This is a genomic window from Micromonospora sp. NPDC007208 (genome assembly GCF_042869175.1).
In the GTDB taxonomy this organism is placed as follows: domain Bacteria; phylum Actinomycetota; class Actinomycetes; order Mycobacteriales; family Micromonosporaceae; genus Micromonospora; species Micromonospora foliorum.
On sequence record NZ_JBIAFG010000024.1, the window covers coordinates 1 to 13742 of the forward strand.

Consider the following 13742-nt stretch of genomic DNA (forward strand, 5'->3'; position numbering starts at 1 on the left):
CTGCGCCCGCTCCGCGGACGACAACCTCTGCCCCGGCATGACCCCTCATCCTGACGAGAATCCACCCCGTTGCAACAACCACTTGAGCCCAAGACGCAGGGATGCCACTCGATCCTGGATCGAGCACGATCATGGGGGGTGGAGCGTCCGGCAGCGCGGTATGGTGGGGACCTCTGTTGTCGGTGAGGGTCCGGGTGCACCGCGAAGCACCCTTCAACATGATTTCTCCTTTGTCCGGCGGAGTCGCCGGCGCGGCGTGAGCGCCGCCATCCGGGTCCGGCCGAGGCGTGAGCTACGCGCCGCACGCCGTCCCCGGCCACACCGCTGTTGGGGTCACCTGATCGCCGCCCCCCTCTGGCCGCTGCACGGCGCGAACCTGGGCACCCTGTTACGTACGTGCGACGCGGTCGGTGCCTGCCTCGCCGTGCCTCCGTTCCGCTGGGTGGACGAGGCCGTGGCCCGGGGCAACACGCTGCGCCGGCCGGGCTGCGTTCACCGGGTCGGCAGTCCGCTGCGCTGGCTGGCCGCCGAACGGGCCGCCGGCAGCCGGGTCCTCGGGGTGGAGTTGGCCGACGAGGCTGTCCGGCTCGGTGATCTGCCCGCCGCTCGGGGCCGTACCGTCGTGCTGTTGGGGCACGAGGCGACCGGCATTCCACCAGAGGCGCTCGACCAGCTGGATGCGGCGGTGGAGATCCCCATGGTCGGCCATGGCCACAGCCTGAACGTCGCGGTAGCCGGCTCCCTGGTCCTCTACAAACTAGCCGGCCTCCTCTAGCCCGCCCTCCGCCCGCCCTCCGCCCGCGCCCCGCCCGCCCGCGCCCCGCCCGGGCGTGCCCCGCCCCGCCCCGCCTCGCCGATCTTGCAATTCCTGCACAGACAATGCACCGCAAAAGGGGCATGTAGGCATCCGCAAGTGCAAGATCGACGCGGGGAGGCGAGGCGGGGGGCGAGGGCGCGGCGGGGCGGGGCGCGGCGGGGCGCGGCGGGGCGCGGCGGGGCGCGGCGGGGCGCGGCGGGGCGCGGCGGGGCGCGGCGGGGCGCGGCGGGGCAGGGCAGGGCGGGGCGGGGTGAGGTGGGGGTTGGGTTAGGCGACGTTGTGGGGGCGGAACTGGACGCTCACCCGGGGGCCTACCGGGCGGGTGGTCTTGGGGATGGCGTGTTCCCAGGTGCGTTGGCAGGAGCCGCCCATCACGATCAGGTCGCCGTGGCCCACCGGGAAGCGCAGGCTCTCGCCGCCGCCGCCCCGTGGGCGTAGCAGCAGTGGTCGGGGTGCTCCGAGGGAGACGATCGCGACGATCGTGTCGGTGTGCGCCGAGCGGCCGATGGTGTCGCCGTGCCAGGCCACGCTGTCGCGCCCGGAGCGGTAGAGGCACATGCCGGCGGTGACGAAGGGCTCGCCCAGCTCGGGCGCGTAGTGCTCGGTCAGCGCGGCCCGCGCGGCGGTGAGCACGGGGTGGGGGAGTTGCCGAGCGCCGTCGTACCAGCAGAGCAGGCGGGGCACGTCGACCTCGGCGTCGTACATGGTGCGCCGTTCGGCACGCCAGGGCACCTCGGTGAGCAGGGTGTCGAGGACCGTGTCGGAGCCGCGCACCCAGCCGGGGAGGTGGTCGACCCAGGCGCCCCGGCTGAGCTGGTGCCGGCGGATCTGGCCGGGCAGCGGCCCCAGGGCCGGCCCGGCGTCGGCCAGGTCGAGCATCGACGGCTGGTAGGCGGCAGGCGTCATGCAGCCACCCTAGCAGCACTTTCGTACACCCGTGCTAGCGGTGAACCGTGCCGGTCCGCTGCCACTCGGGAAGATCGTGCTCGATCCCGGATGTAGTGGCCCCCCGCGCGGTTCGAGGGGACTACTTCCAGGATCGAGCGTGACCTTGAGCTGTTGCGGTCAGCCGGTGACGGCGGGGGCGCGTACGGCGTCGAACACCGCGCCCACGACCCGCGCCCGGCCCCGCCCGTCGACGGTGGACCAGGCGCGCGCGCCGAGCGCCGCGCGCCGCTGGGGGGAGCTGAGCAGCCCGTGCAGGGTCCGCGCCGCCGTCGCGCGGGCGGCTCGGCCGGCGACGCCGCCGGCGGTCAGCTCCGGCAACTCGCCAAGGCCGGCGGCCAGTCCGTGCCGAACCACCCGGGTGTACGACTCACGTTGGTTGTCGACCACACAGACCAGTGCGCTGGGTGCGCCGAGGCAGCAGAGTTCCCAGGTTGACGTGCCGGCGGCGCTGACCACCAGGTCCGCTTCGGCGATCAGTGCCGGTAGCGAGGTGGTGGGCGGGACCGGTCGGATGATCTGCCCCCGGCCCGGGGTGACGTCTTCGACCTCCGCCTCGATCTCGGGCCGCCCGACGATGACCGTGAGGTCCATCGGGTGACCGGTGGCCACCAGCACCCGGGTCAGGACCGGGGCGGCGCCGACCGCGTCCGTGCCACCGAAGAAGGCCAGCACCCGGGGGCGGCTGACCGCCGTGGCGGGCGGGGCGACCGGCGGCCGGGCGTTGATCACGGTGTCGCGCAGCAGGGCATACCCGCTCCCGGCGAGCAGCCGGCCGGGCAACCCCGCCCCGACACCCGGCCCCGGCAGCGTCGCTGCCTCAGCAAGTCCGGGCAGCGTCGCTGCCTCGACCAGCCCGGACGACCCCGCCCCGGCACCCTGCCCCGGCAGCTCCGCTGCCTCGGCCAGCCCGGGCAGCTCCGCTCCGAAGTTCTGGTCGAGGTAGAGGTCCGCGACCTGGCCCCGGCTGTCGCCGTCGATGATGGCGAGGGTGTACACGCCGGCGGCCCGCAGGGCGCCCGCCCCGGCGGGGTCCAGTTCGTAGGAGTCGAGGACCAGCACGTCCAGGCCGTGTCGGCGGGCCGCTTCGACCAGTTCGGCCGCGGAGTCCGGGCCGGGCAGCAGCGGGATGCCCCGCGCGGCCAGCTCCGCGGTGGCCCAGTCGAGCCGTTCGACGGTGCCGAGGACGGTGACGTCGGCGCCCCGGGCGAGGAACTCCTCGGCGAGCGCCAGGCAGCGGACGAGGTGGCCGACGCCGCGCCGTGGCCCGGCGTCGCAGCGCAACCCGACCCTCAGGGTGCTCAGGACTCCTCCAGCTGCTTCTGTCGTACGTCGGCGTTGAGCGCGCGCAGCCGGGGCTGACCGTCGAGCCAGTCGGCGAGTTTGGCCAGCGGCACGCTGACGTCACCGAAGTGGTCGATGATCGCGCTGACCACCGCCCAGTCCTGCTCGGTGTCGAGGGTCAGCCGCAGCGCGGAGCGGTCCGGGGTGAGCGTCACCCCGAGCACCCGGAACAGCTCCGGGTGGGTGTACGCGTACGAGGTGACGTGCACCCGGTGGTGGTCGGTGGCGAGCCGGCCCAGGGTGCGCAGCGTCTCCGCTCGGATGATCTCGACGTCCAGCCCTCGGGGCAGGGTCCGGGCGATCGACGTGCTCGCGTAGTCCAGCCCGGGGGCCGCCCGGTACACCGACGCGACCAGGGTGATGATCTCCGGGTCGAGCAGCGGGCAGTCGGCGGTGAACCGCATGACGGCGTCTCCCGGGTGCGCCGCGAGGGCGCCCACGAACCGGTCCAGCACGTCGTCGACCGGTCCGCGGTGGCAGGGCACGTCCAGCCGCGCGCATTCGTCGACCACCGCGTCGTCGACCGCGTCGGTGCTGGTGGCGACCACCAGGTCGGCCAGGACGCCGCTGTCGCGGGCGGCGCGTACGACCCGGCCGAGTACGGAACGTCCGGCGAGCGGGCGGAGCACCTTGCCGGGTAGCCGGGACGAACCCATGCGCGCCTGCACGATGCCGACGATCCGTGGCCCGACGTCGTCCGCGGACGCCACGGGCATCGGTACGGCGGTCACTGCTGTTCCTCCTGCTTGGGGGCGAGCACCGCGGTGGCCCGGCGTTTGGCGGCGCGGGCGCCCCGCTTGGCCAGTCGGGCCGGGGTGATGGCGAGCCGGCCCACCCGGTAGCTGATTGACCCGCTGAGCAGGCTGATCGTGGTCTCGGCCCGGCGTAGCGCCCGTTCCCGCGAGGTGAGCAACTCCTCGGTCCACGCGGTCAGCGCGGCCAGCCGGGTGAGTTCCTCGCGTTGGCGCAGCCACGCCTCGCGCAGCTGCTGGTAGCTGTGCCCGCCGACCGGCGGGTCGGTCGGCGCGACGGCGTGCAGTTCGGCGGCGAGGTCGACCCTGCCGCCGGCGTCCAGCCCGTGCAGCGCGGCGGCGATGGCCGCCTCGGCCTCGACCGCCTCGCTGACGGTCGCGCGGTCGAGGTCGTGGCCGGCGAGTCCGCCGAGCACCACGGTCAGGCCGGCGACGTCGAGAGTGGACGACCACGGGTGGGCGTACCCGCCGGTGAGCAGGCCCGCGGCGAAGCGCCACAACCCGCGGGCGAGCACCACGTCGGTGGGCAGCGTGCCGGTGGCCCGCCAGCTGGGGTCGAGCACCGCGTACCGCTCGCCGTCGACCACCACGTTGTCGGTGCCGGCCAGCGCGGCCGCGCCGGCGATCCGGCCGTCGGTGTCGGCCTGGTCGGCGAGCCAGCCCGCGTACCCGTGCAGCAGCGCGCGCAGGGTGGCCAGGTCGCGGCGCAGGGCCGCGTCGAGCAGCAGGGTACGCAGCAGCCGGCCGGACGGCACCGGCCCGGACAGCGCCTCCGCGTCCCGGTACGCGGCCTCGCGGCTGGCGAACGGGGCGCCGGCCGGCGTCGTCGCCTCGGCGGCGGGGGTGAGCCCCCAGCGCCAGCCGGACGGGCCGTGCAGTACCTCCAGCACGCCGATCCCGGGGCGACCGGTCTGCACGAGCGCCACCGGCAGGTCCGGGTCGGCGGTCGGCGTGGCCGGGTCGGTGGGGTCGGCGGGCCGGTGGGCGAGCGTCAGCCAGCCCGGTGCGAGGTCGGCGGCGCGCCCGGCGTGCAGCGCGTCCACCGCCAGCCGGGCCGGGTCCTGGAGCACGGTGGCGCTGGTGAAACCCCCGGCGCAGGCGCCGTGCAGCACCGCGTCGAACAGGCCGGAGCCCGCGTCCCGGTCGAGGTGGTCGGCGTCCAGCAGCGCAGTCGGCGTGTTGACATCGGGGTACGCGGCCCAGCACGCGGCCGGCCGCAGCCCCGCCGCGTCGAGCCGCTCGCGCAACTGGTCCCGGTTGGCCGGGTGGGCGCGGTCCAGCACGCCGCCGATCACCCAGGCGGAGTCGTCCCGGCTGGCGTACCAGGGGGTGGTGTCGACCAGCCGGTGCAGGCCCAGTGGGTTGTCCAGGCGCAGCAGCAACGCGCCACCCGGTCGCACCGCGGCGACGAGTCGGGCCAGCACGCCGTTCCAGCCGAGCCGGGTGCCCTCCACCGACTCCACCGGGTCCAGCCCGGCGGCCGCGATCACCACGTCGTACGTCTCGTCGTCGGGCAGCCCGGCCGGGCCACCCACCACCACGCGGGCGGCCCGGTGCGCCAGCGCCACCGCGTCCGGGTGGCTGCGCAGCAGACAGGTCACCTCGGCGTGGGCGAGCTGGTCGAGCAGCGCCGGGTCGTGTGGACCGGCCAACAGGACCCGGGCGCCGGACGGCACCAGCCGGGCGGCCAGCGCGGCGAGCGGCCCACCGTCGGCCAGCCGTTCCTGCGGCAGGTCCGACCAGGCCAGCATCTCGCCGCCCGGCAGGGTGATCCGGTCGGCGGGTGCCGTCTCAGTCGTCACGGTCTTCCTCTTCCTCCTGGAGGTTCGCCCAGCCGAGCAGCTCGCGGAGCTCGGCCGGCGTGCAGCGGTGGTCGGTACCCAGCTCGGCGCGGGCGATCTCGACCGCGGTGGGCAGGTCGACCGTGGTGCCGTGCAGTTGCGGCCACTGCCGCCGGATCCGGGCGGTGCCGCCGAACGTCGGGTCCTCGTTGGACAGGATCATCGGGTCGCCGTAGACCGCCGGCTCGCACCCCGCCGCGATGCCGTAGAAGATCGCGCTGGTCAGCCGGTTGGATGCTACCCGGCGGTGACGCCGCAGCTCGGTGAGCTGCCGGTCGAGAAACTCCGGGTCGGTGTCCTTCCACCAGTGTCCCCGGTAACCGTGGCAGATCACGCGGAACCCGGCGCGCTCGTAGAGCCGGCGCACGTTGCGCATCCGGTACTCGTGCCAGTAGAGGCAGACCGTGACCGGGCCGGGCTCGGTGTCCTGGATGAGGGCGATCAGTTTGCGGTGGTCGCCCTTGACGTGTTGCCCCTCCCAGCCGTGGAACGGGTACCAGATGGTGCCCTCCCGCTCCTCGGCCGGTGGTTCCTCGGGTCGCATGGCCAGCAGGTAGCTGAACGGCGCGCCGATGACGACCACGTTGCGTCGTCCCACCGACCAGGCCCGGCGGCGGGTCTGCTCGGACCAGAGCAGGCTGGGGGTGCGCTCGGCGTACGGGTGCCCGGGGGCCAGGCCGTCGCCGATGTTCCAGCCGTGCTGCACGTACCCGTTGATCCGTGGTGGGTGCCGGTCACCGAGGCCGGCGTAGCGGGCCAGCACGTGCGCGTGGCCGTAGAAGTGGTTGGCGTGGTGCATCAGGTTCCCATCAGGCGGCGGGACGCACCGAGCCGACCCGCAGCGCGGCGGTCAGCGCGTCGATGACGCGGTCCTGGTCGGCGTCGCTGAGCCCCGGGTAGAGCGGCAGCGACAGCTGTTGGGAGTAGAACGACTCGGCCACCGGGCAGGACCCGCGTCGGTACCCCAGGTCGGCGAAGGCCGGGTGCCAGTGCACCGGAATGTAGTTGACCTGGACCCCGATGCCGGCGGCGCGCATCCGGTCGTACACCTCGCGGCGACGACCGTCGAGCACCCGGATCGGGTAGAGGTGCCAGGCCGGGTCGGCCCACGACTTGCGGGTCGGCAGCAGCACGCCGTCCAGGTCGGCCAGTGCCTCGTCGTAGCGGGCGACCAGGGCGCTGCGACGGGCCGTGAACTCGCCGAGTCGACGCAGTTGGCTGCGGCCCAGGGCGCAGAGCACGTCGGGCAGCCGGTAGTTCAGCCCGAACTCGTGCACCTCCTGGTGCCAGCCACCCTCGTCCGGGAACCGCAGCTCGTCGCGGTCGCGGACCACGCCGACGCCACGGAACCGGCGGGCCCGCTCCAGGATCTCCGGGTCCAGCGCCGCGACGCCGCCACCCTCGGCGGTGGTCAGGTTCTTCGTGGGGAAGAACGAGAACGTGGTCAGGTCGGCGAGCGAACCGACCGGCCGGCCGTGGTACGTCCCGCCGATCGAGTGCGCCGCGTCGGCGAGGAGCAGCGCGTCGCTGCCCTCGACCGACTTGCGCAGCGCGTCGTAGTCGGCGGGGTGGCCGGCGTAGTCGACCGCGGCGACGACAGTCGTCCGCGAGGTGACCGCGGCGGCGGCCGCCGCCGGGTCGAGGCAGAACGTCTCGTCGTCGACGTCGGCGAACACGATCTTCGCGCCGAGGGCGACCGCGCTGCTGGCGGTCGCCACGAACGTCATCGGCGGGACGATTACCTCGTCGCCCGGTCCCACCCCGGCCGCCGCGTACGCCACGTGCAGCGCGGCGGTGCCGTTGGAGACGGCGGCGACACCGACTCCGCCGGTCCACCGGGCGAGGTCGGCCTCGAAGGCGTCGACCTGGGGACCGGTGGTGAGCCAGTCGCCGCGCAGGACGTCGGCGACCGCCGCGATGTCGTCCTCGTTGATCGACTGCCGGCCGTACGGGAGCATCCCCGTCATCCGTTGATGCCGAGCATGTCGCGCAACTGCTCGACGGTGAGCCACTCGTCGTTGGTGTCCGACTGGTAGGCGAAGCCGTCCGGCACCGGGTCGCAGCCGACCGGCGCCTGGTAACCCCAGGTGGCGATGGTCGGCTGGACGATGAACCGGCCGTCGGCGCGCAGCGTCCGCCGGCTGTCGTCGGGCGCGATCATCTCCTCGTGCAGCTTCTCGCCCGGCCGGATCCCGATCTCGTGCGTGGTGGCGTCCGGGGCCACCGCCTCGACCAGGTCGAGGATGCGCATGCTCGGGATACGCGGCACGAACAGTTCGCCGCCCTGCATCTGGTCGAACGAGTCCATGACGAACTGCACGGCCTGATCGAGGGTGATCCAGAAGCGGGTCATCCGCTTGTCGGTGATAGGCAGGCTCTTGCCCTCGGCGGCCAGCCGGCGGAACAGCGGGACGACCGAGCCGCGGCTGCCCACCACGTTGCCGTAGCGCACCACGGCGAACCGGGTGGGGTGCTGGGCGGCGTAGTGGTTGGCCGAGACGAACAGCTTGTCGCCGACCAGCTTCGTCGCGCCGTACAGGTTGATCGGGCTGGACGCCTTGTCCGTGGAGAGCGCGATGACCTTCTTGACGCCGGCCTCGATCGCCGCGTCGACGACGTGCTGCGAGCCGGTGATGTTGGTGGCGATGTACTCCGACGGGTTGTACTCCGCGGTGTCCACCTGCTTCAGCGCGGCGGCGTGCACCACGTGGTCCACGCCGTGCATCGCCCGGGTGAGGCGGTGCCGGTCCCGGATGTCGCCGATGAACCAGCGCAGCCGCGGGTCGTCGCCGAGTTGCTGGCGCAGCTCGTACTGCTTGAGCTCGTCGCGGGAGAACACCACCACGCGGGCGGGGTCGGCCTCGTTGAGGATGTGCCGGAGGAACGTCCTGCCGAAGGAACCAGTTCCCCCGGTGATCAGAATGGACGATCCATTCAACTCACTCAATGTGGTGCTCCCGTGTTCGTGGATGAACGAGCGGCCCTGGGCCGGCCGACCGGGGTGACACGCTAGCCATGGCGGGTTAACTTCCCGGCGCTCGCGGGTGAACCGCAACCCCTGCTCCCGTGAATGCCGGACACCGCGTAGGCGAACACTTCCGACCGCCCGGGATGTGGGCTGACCTGGCCGGATCGGGCCGTTACAGTGACCGCGCGAACGACCGGCGGTCCTGCGCGCAGCCGAGTCCCGCGTTCACCTGACATCCACACCAGCTCGGCGCGAGCGGGCCACCCGGGCGTCACCGACGCCGGCCGACGAGCCCGTCGGATCGGCGCGGGCCCGGTCCGGCCGGCAATTCTGGAGGCGTTGATGGCACCCGGTAGTGACGTGATCGAACGGCCGGTGGCGGTGGCCGAGACGCCGAGCGACAGGCCTGCCCGGCGTTGGCTGGTGCCGCTGCTGCTGGTCGTCGGTTGGGTGCTCAGCGTGGCCTGGCGGATGTGGTGGTCCCGGCACATCGTGCTGCCGATCGCGCACACCGACGAGGACAGCTACCTGAACACCGCCCGCGCGCTGGCCGGCGGCCCGGGGGGCTTCAGCAGCGAGAACGACCTGCTGCGCCGGGTCGGCTACCCGATGCTGATCTCGCCGGCGTTCCTCGGGGACCGGGACTTCACCGACAGCTACCGGATCGTCCAGCTGATCAACGCGATGGTGAACTCGGCGCTGCTGCCGCTGGCGTACCTCTTCGGTCGTCGGGTGTTCCAGCTGCGCCGCTCGTACGCGCTGCTCGGCGCGGTCGTGGCGGCGAGCCTGCCGGCCACCGCCTTCTACGCGGGCGTCGCCATGATCGACGCGGTGATGGCGCCGCTCGTGGTCGCCTGGCTGCTCGCCGTGCACCGCTGGATCGCCCGGCCCGGCCCGCTCGCGGCCGCCACCGTCGGCCTGCTGGTGGGTGGGTTCCACCTGCTGCACTCCCGCGGCCTGGTGATCCTGGCCGTGCACGCCGGGCTGGTTCTGCTGCTGTTCGTCCGCCGTCGGATCAGCCCGCCGGTCGTGCTCGCGGCGCTGCTGCCGGTGCTCGCCATGGCGCTCGTCAACGCGGCCGCCATCCGCTACCTCGGCGGCAAGGTCTACCTGCTCGGCAGCACCCCGGACGGCGGCACGTTCGAGGCGATCGCCTCCGCCCGGGGTGTGGTCCGGGTCGGTGCGGCGGTCACCACCCAGCTCTGGTACCTCGTGGTGATCACGTTCGGGTTGGCCGGGGTGGCCTGGGCCGGCGCCGTGCGCGAGCTGTGGCGTCCACGGCACGGCGACGCGGTCCGCTGGACGATGGGCGTGGCGCTGGTGGTGACCGTCGGGGTGGCCGGCGGCGCGTCGGTGATCCTGTCCGGCATCACCGGCAAGCCGCTGGACGCGATCTACGGCCGCTACGTGCAGATGCTGGCGCCGTTCTGGTTGCTGGTCGGGCTGGGGGTGTTGTTCACCACCGAGTGGCGGGTGGTGCTGCGCCGGGCGGCCGTCGCGGTGGCGCTGCTCGTCGGCGGCGGCGCGCTCGTCGCCGCCCGACTCGCGTACGTGGCCAGCCAGGGCCACGAGCTGCGCTACGGCGGTTTCAGCGCGCCGGACCTGGTGGCGTTGACCGGTGGTCTGCGGGAGCTGCGACCGGTGGTCGGGTCGCTGGTCGGCATCGCCGGCTGCGTGCTGCTCGTCGCCACGGTCCGGGTGCCCCGTCTGCGGCTGCCGATCCTCGGCGCCCTCGTCGTGGTCAACCTCGTCACGATGCAGGTGATCGACCAGCGGATCGTGCGACCGACCGCGGCGAGCACCGCGCCGACGCCCCGGGTGGCCGACGTCGGCGTACGCCCCGGCGAGCGGGTGTGGGCCTCGACCGGCGTGCACTACGTCCTCCGGTTCAACCTCAGCCACCAGGTGACCTGGACCGACGTGCGGTGGTTCGGTGTCGAGCAGCCGCCGGCCGCGGCGCAGGTGGTGTTCGCCCGCTGGGCACCCGGGCAGGCCGACGACTGGGACGGCACCGCGTACGGCTTCGTCCGGCTCGGCGGCAACCCGGAGCAGCACTGGGCGGCCTGGCGGCGGGCCTGAACCGCCACACCCCCGGTGGGCACCGCTATTCGTGAACGGCGGATGTCCACCGGGAGCACGGTCGGTTAATGGTTACGGTCCATTACGGAAAAGTGTCCGACAATCAGCGCTGACGGCGGTCCGCCCGAGCCAGGGAAATCGGGATGACGGTGATTTCCCGGCCGTCGGACAGCTCCTGCCGTGGGGTGCCCTCGACGAATCGGAAACGCCGGTTCATCTGCCGTACGACGGTATTGTGGCCGAGCACCTCGCCGTCGAGCCGGTCCAGGTGCAGCCCGTCGAAGGCGTACTCGACGGCCTCCCGCATGACCCCCAGCCACGCGGGCAGGGTCTCGCCCCGCCCGTCCAGCCCGTCGGCGTCCAGATAGAAGCCCCACGCGCCGGTGCGGGGGCCATCCAGTCGCAGGTCGAAGAAGGTGACCACCCCGCAGGGCACCTCGTCGCGGACGTACACCAGAACCCGCCGGGACGGGTCGTCGCGGACCGCCGACCACCACCGGGCGTGCTCCTCGGCGGTGATCTCGTGACTGGTCTTGCTGACCTGCCGATTGGTTTCCTGATTACGCCAGGACAACATCAGATGAACGTCGTCCGCCGTCGCTTCGCGCAGCACCTGCGTCTCGCTTTCCTAGCCGTTCACGTCGGGTTGAGGCACCTTACCCGGGCCTACCGGGAAATCAGATATCCATTCGTTGGGTTGTAGACTGCGGCGCATGAACGAATTGAGTCGCGCGCAGATCCGCGACCTCATGGCTCAGGTGCTGAAGAACCAGGACAAGGAGCTGCCCGCGGACGACGCGGCGCAGTTGCGGGAGATCGGCTTCCGGTCGCTCGACTTCTCCGAGCTGGCCCTGCGGGTGGAGGACGAGACGGGGGAGGAGCTCAACTTCGACGCCCCCGGGCTGCGTCGTATCGCCACCGTCGGGGACGTCCTCGACTTTCTCGTCGAGCTTCAACACCAGTGACCGTCGCCACGTCGCGCCAATCCGCCCCGGCGCACCCGGAGCCAGCCGGTGTCGACAACCGGCTCGTCGTCGGTGGCACCGCGCTGACCTGGCGTTCGCTGCCGACGCCCACCCTGCCCGACCCGGCGGCGGTGCTCGCCCACTCGGCCGTGCACGCGCTCACCGCGGCGCGGCAGCACGCCGTGCACGGCACCGAGCTGTTGCTCAGCACCGCGAGTCGGGTCGACGAGGTGCTGCGCACCGAGCTGCTGGAGGCCGGGTTCACCGTCAGCGTCCTCGACGACGACGGCGTGCACCCGAGCGCACCGGCCCGACCGCGCGCCGCCGAGCCCGGCCGGCTCTGGCTGTTGACCTCGGGCTCCACCGGGCGTCCGAAGCGGGTCGGGCACACCCTCGACACGCTGACCACCGTGCGGGCCGACCAGCCCGACCGGACCTGGCTCTGCCCGTACGCCCCCGGCACGTACGCCTGGTGGCAGGTGGTCACCCTGTCGCTGACCCAGCCCGGTCAGCACCTGGTGGTGGTCGAGCCCGACGAGTTGGACGACTGGCCCTCGGTGGCGGCCGCGCACGGGGTCGACGCGGCCTCCGGCACCCCGACCTTCTGGCGGCGCACCCTCTACCGCGACGCCGACGCGCTGGCCCGGGTGCCGCTGCGCCAGGTCACCCTCGGCGGGGAGCCGGTGGACCAGGCGATCCTGGACCAGCTGCGGGAGGTCTTCCCGGCGGCCCGGATCTCCTGGATCTATGCGTCCTCCGAGGTGGGGGCGTCCATTGTGGTGCACGACGGGCGGGCCGGGTTCCCGGCCGAGTGGCTGGACCGGGAGACCCCGGGCCGGCCGACGCTCTCCGTCCGCGACGACGAGTTGGTCGTCACCTCCCCGTACCACGGGGCCGGTCTCGCCGGCCCGGTCCGCACCGGTGACCGGGTGCAGGTGCTCGACGGCCGGGTGCTGATCACCGGCCGACTGGACTCCGACGAGATCAACGTCGGTGGGAGCAAGGTCTCCGCCGGCGTGGTCCGCGGCGTGCTGGCCGGGCACCCGGCGGTGGCCTGGGCCCGGGTGACCGGCCGCCGCGCCCCGGTGCTCGGTCGGATGGTGGTCGCCGAGGTGGTCCTGGCCTCGACCGACCCGACCACTGTCGACAGTGGTGTGCCGGACGAGGCCGCGCTGGTCCGCTGGTGCGCCGACCGGCTTCCCGAACACGCGGTGCCGCGCCGCATTCGCGTCCTGAGCGACATTCCCGTCAAGGAGACCCTGAAGAGCGATGTCTGAGCCCGCCGACACCCAGCTCGTTCCGCCCAGCTCCGTGGTCCTCGTCTCCGGCGGTTCCCGTGGCCTGGGCCTGGCCATCGTCACCGACCTGCTCGACGCGGGCGTACGCGTGGCCGCGTTCGCCCGCACCATCACCCCGGAGTTGGAGAAGCTCGCCGCCGAGCACCCCGACCGGGTGCACGTCGGCTCGGTGGACGTCACCGACCTGCGCGCCGCGCAGAGCTTCGTCCGCGAGGTGGAGCAGCGCCTCGGCCCGATCGACGGCATCGTCAACAACGCCGCCATGGGGCAGGACTCCCTGCACGCGCACACCGCCACCGAGGACATCGCCCGGATCATCGAGACCAACCTGACGGCCCCGCTACAGCTGACCCGGCTGGTGATCCGCCGGATGCTCGCCAAGGGGCTGCGCGGGCGGATCGTCAACATCACCTCGATCTGCGGGCAGCGCGGTTTCCCCGGCCTCGTCGCGTACTCGGCCACCAAGGGCGGCATGGACGCCGCCACCCGCTCGCTCGCCCGCGAGCTGGGCGGCCGGATGCTTGTCAACTCGGTAGCGCCCGGCTTCTTCGCCTCGGAGATGTCCGCCGTGCTCGGTCCCACCCAGCTCGACCAGATCGTGCGCCGCACCCCGACCGGTCACCTGACCGAGCCGGTGGAGGTCACCCCGGTCGTGCGGATGCTGCTGCGCGAACACACCAACATCAACGGCCAGGTCATCGTGGTGGACGGTGCCGCCTCCATCTGACCTGCG

The 13742-nt window shown here is 73.1% G+C and carries 13 protein-coding genes; 5 read left to right on the top strand and 8 right to left on the bottom strand.

The window, feature by feature from the left end; translation table 11 throughout:
- The first annotated feature begins 256 nt into the window (after window positions 1–256).
- The gene (locus ACFYL6_RS31150) at window positions 257–775 is read left to right on the top strand and encodes a TrmH family RNA methyltransferase (protein WP_387176803.1); all 519 of its coding nucleotides are present in this window, start codon (window positions 257–259) and stop codon (window positions 773–775) included.
- A 309-nt stretch (window positions 776–1084) separates the two neighbouring features.
- Here ACFYL6_RS31150 and ACFYL6_RS31155 read toward each other — a convergent pair whose 3' ends face one another.
- From ACFYL6_RS31155 to pseB, 7 genes are all read right to left on the bottom strand, one after another.
- Window positions 1085–1723 carry an alpha-ketoglutarate-dependent dioxygenase AlkB gene (locus tag ACFYL6_RS31155; RefSeq protein WP_387176805.1) on the bottom strand — a complete coding sequence of 213 codons (639 nt, stop codon included), beginning with the start codon at window positions 1721–1723 and terminating at the stop codon, window positions 1085–1087.
- 159 nt (window positions 1724–1882) lie between these two features.
- The gene (locus tag ACFYL6_RS31160) at window positions 1883–3067 is read right to left on the bottom strand and encodes a PseG/SpsG family protein (RefSeq protein WP_387176871.1); all 1185 of its coding nucleotides are present in this window, start codon (window positions 3065–3067) and stop codon (window positions 1883–1885) included.
- Complete coding sequence (locus ACFYL6_RS31165; RefSeq protein ID WP_387176872.1) at window positions 3064–3822, bottom strand: cytidylyltransferase domain-containing protein; 759 nt, start codon at window positions 3820–3822, stop codon at window positions 3064–3066. Before ACFYL6_RS31165 ends, ACFYL6_RS31160 begins: the two co-directional genes overlap by 4 nt.
- Before the next feature lie 11 nt (window positions 3823–3833).
- Complete coding sequence (locus tag ACFYL6_RS31170; protein WP_387176807.1) at window positions 3834–5660, bottom strand: class I SAM-dependent methyltransferase; 1827 nt, start codon at window positions 5658–5660, stop codon at window positions 3834–3836.
- Window positions 5650–6498, bottom strand: coding sequence for a hypothetical protein (locus ACFYL6_RS31175; RefSeq protein WP_112585517.1), 849 nt, complete (start codon window positions 6496–6498; stop codon window positions 5650–5652). Before ACFYL6_RS31175 ends, ACFYL6_RS31170 begins: the two co-directional genes overlap by 11 nt.
- Window positions 6499–6508: 10 nt before the next feature.
- On the bottom strand, window positions 6509–7666 hold the full coding sequence (locus ACFYL6_RS31180) for a DegT/DnrJ/EryC1/StrS family aminotransferase (RefSeq protein WP_387176809.1): 1158 nt from the start codon (window positions 7664–7666) through the stop codon (window positions 6509–6511).
- Window positions 7663–8646 (bottom strand): UDP-N-acetylglucosamine 4,6-dehydratase (inverting), encoded by a 984-nt coding sequence (gene pseB / locus ACFYL6_RS31185; RefSeq protein WP_387176811.1) that lies wholly within the window; start codon window positions 8644–8646, stop codon window positions 7663–7665. Before pseB ends, ACFYL6_RS31180 begins: the two co-directional genes overlap by 4 nt.
- A gap of 363 nt (window positions 8647–9009) precedes the next feature.
- On the opposite strand from pseB, the gene ACFYL6_RS31190 reads away from it, so the two are divergent.
- Complete coding sequence (locus ACFYL6_RS31190) at window positions 9010–10746, top strand: hypothetical protein (RefSeq protein ID WP_387176813.1); 1737 nt, start codon at window positions 9010–9012, stop codon at window positions 10744–10746.
- 103 nt (window positions 10747–10849) lie between these two features.
- Here ACFYL6_RS31190 and ACFYL6_RS31195 read toward each other — a convergent pair whose 3' ends face one another.
- Window positions 10850–11359, bottom strand: a complete 510-nt coding sequence (locus tag ACFYL6_RS31195; protein ID WP_387176814.1) for a GNAT family N-acetyltransferase — start codon at window positions 11357–11359, stop codon at window positions 10850–10852.
- A 100-nt stretch (window positions 11360–11459) separates the two neighbouring features.
- Between ACFYL6_RS31195 and ACFYL6_RS31200 the strand changes: the two genes are divergently transcribed.
- The 3 genes from ACFYL6_RS31200 to ACFYL6_RS31210 are packed head-to-tail and all read left to right on the top strand — an operon-like array spanning window position 11460 to window position 13736.
- The gene (locus ACFYL6_RS31200; RefSeq protein WP_091401397.1) at window positions 11460–11711 is read left to right on the top strand and encodes an acyl carrier protein; all 252 of its coding nucleotides are present in this window, start codon (window positions 11460–11462) and stop codon (window positions 11709–11711) included.
- Window positions 11708–12988 (top strand): AMP-binding protein, encoded by a 1281-nt coding sequence (locus ACFYL6_RS31205; RefSeq protein WP_387176815.1) that lies wholly within the window; start codon window positions 11708–11710, stop codon window positions 12986–12988. The genes ACFYL6_RS31200 and ACFYL6_RS31205 overlap by 4 nt, the downstream gene beginning before the upstream one ends.
- Window positions 12981–13736 carry an SDR family NAD(P)-dependent oxidoreductase gene (locus tag ACFYL6_RS31210; RefSeq protein WP_238662738.1) on the top strand — a complete coding sequence of 252 codons (756 nt, stop codon included), beginning with the start codon at window positions 12981–12983 and terminating at the stop codon, window positions 13734–13736. Before ACFYL6_RS31205 ends, ACFYL6_RS31210 begins: the two co-directional genes overlap by 8 nt.
- Window positions 13737–13742: the final 6 nt, after the last annotated feature.

What these genes read in the sequence shown, in the direction of transcription:
- ACFYL6_RS31155 (WP_387176805.1), bottom strand. Translation starts at nt 1,723, where the DNA reads ATGACGCCTGCCGCCTACCAGCCGTCGATGCTCGACCTGGCCGACGCC.
- ACFYL6_RS31165 (WP_387176872.1), bottom strand. Translation starts at nt 3,822, where the DNA reads ATGCCCGTGGCGTCCGCGGACGACGTCGGGCCACGGATCGTCGGCATC.
- ACFYL6_RS31175 (WP_112585517.1), bottom strand. Translation starts at nt 6,498, where the DNA reads ATGCACCACGCCAACCACTTCTACGGCCACGCGCACGTGCTGGCCCGC.
- ACFYL6_RS31180 (WP_387176809.1), bottom strand. Translation starts at nt 7,666, where the DNA reads ATGACGGGGATGCTCCCGTACGGCCGGCAGTCGATCAACGAGGACGAC.
- ACFYL6_RS31190 (WP_387176813.1), top strand. Translation starts at nt 9,010, where the DNA reads ATGGCACCCGGTAGTGACGTGATCGAACGGCCGGTGGCGGTGGCCGAG.
- ACFYL6_RS31200 (WP_091401397.1), top strand. Translation starts at nt 11,460, where the DNA reads ATGAACGAATTGAGTCGCGCGCAGATCCGCGACCTCATGGCTCAGGTG.
- ACFYL6_RS31210 (WP_238662738.1), top strand. Translation starts at nt 12,981, where the DNA reads ATGTCTGAGCCCGCCGACACCCAGCTCGTTCCGCCCAGCTCCGTGGTC.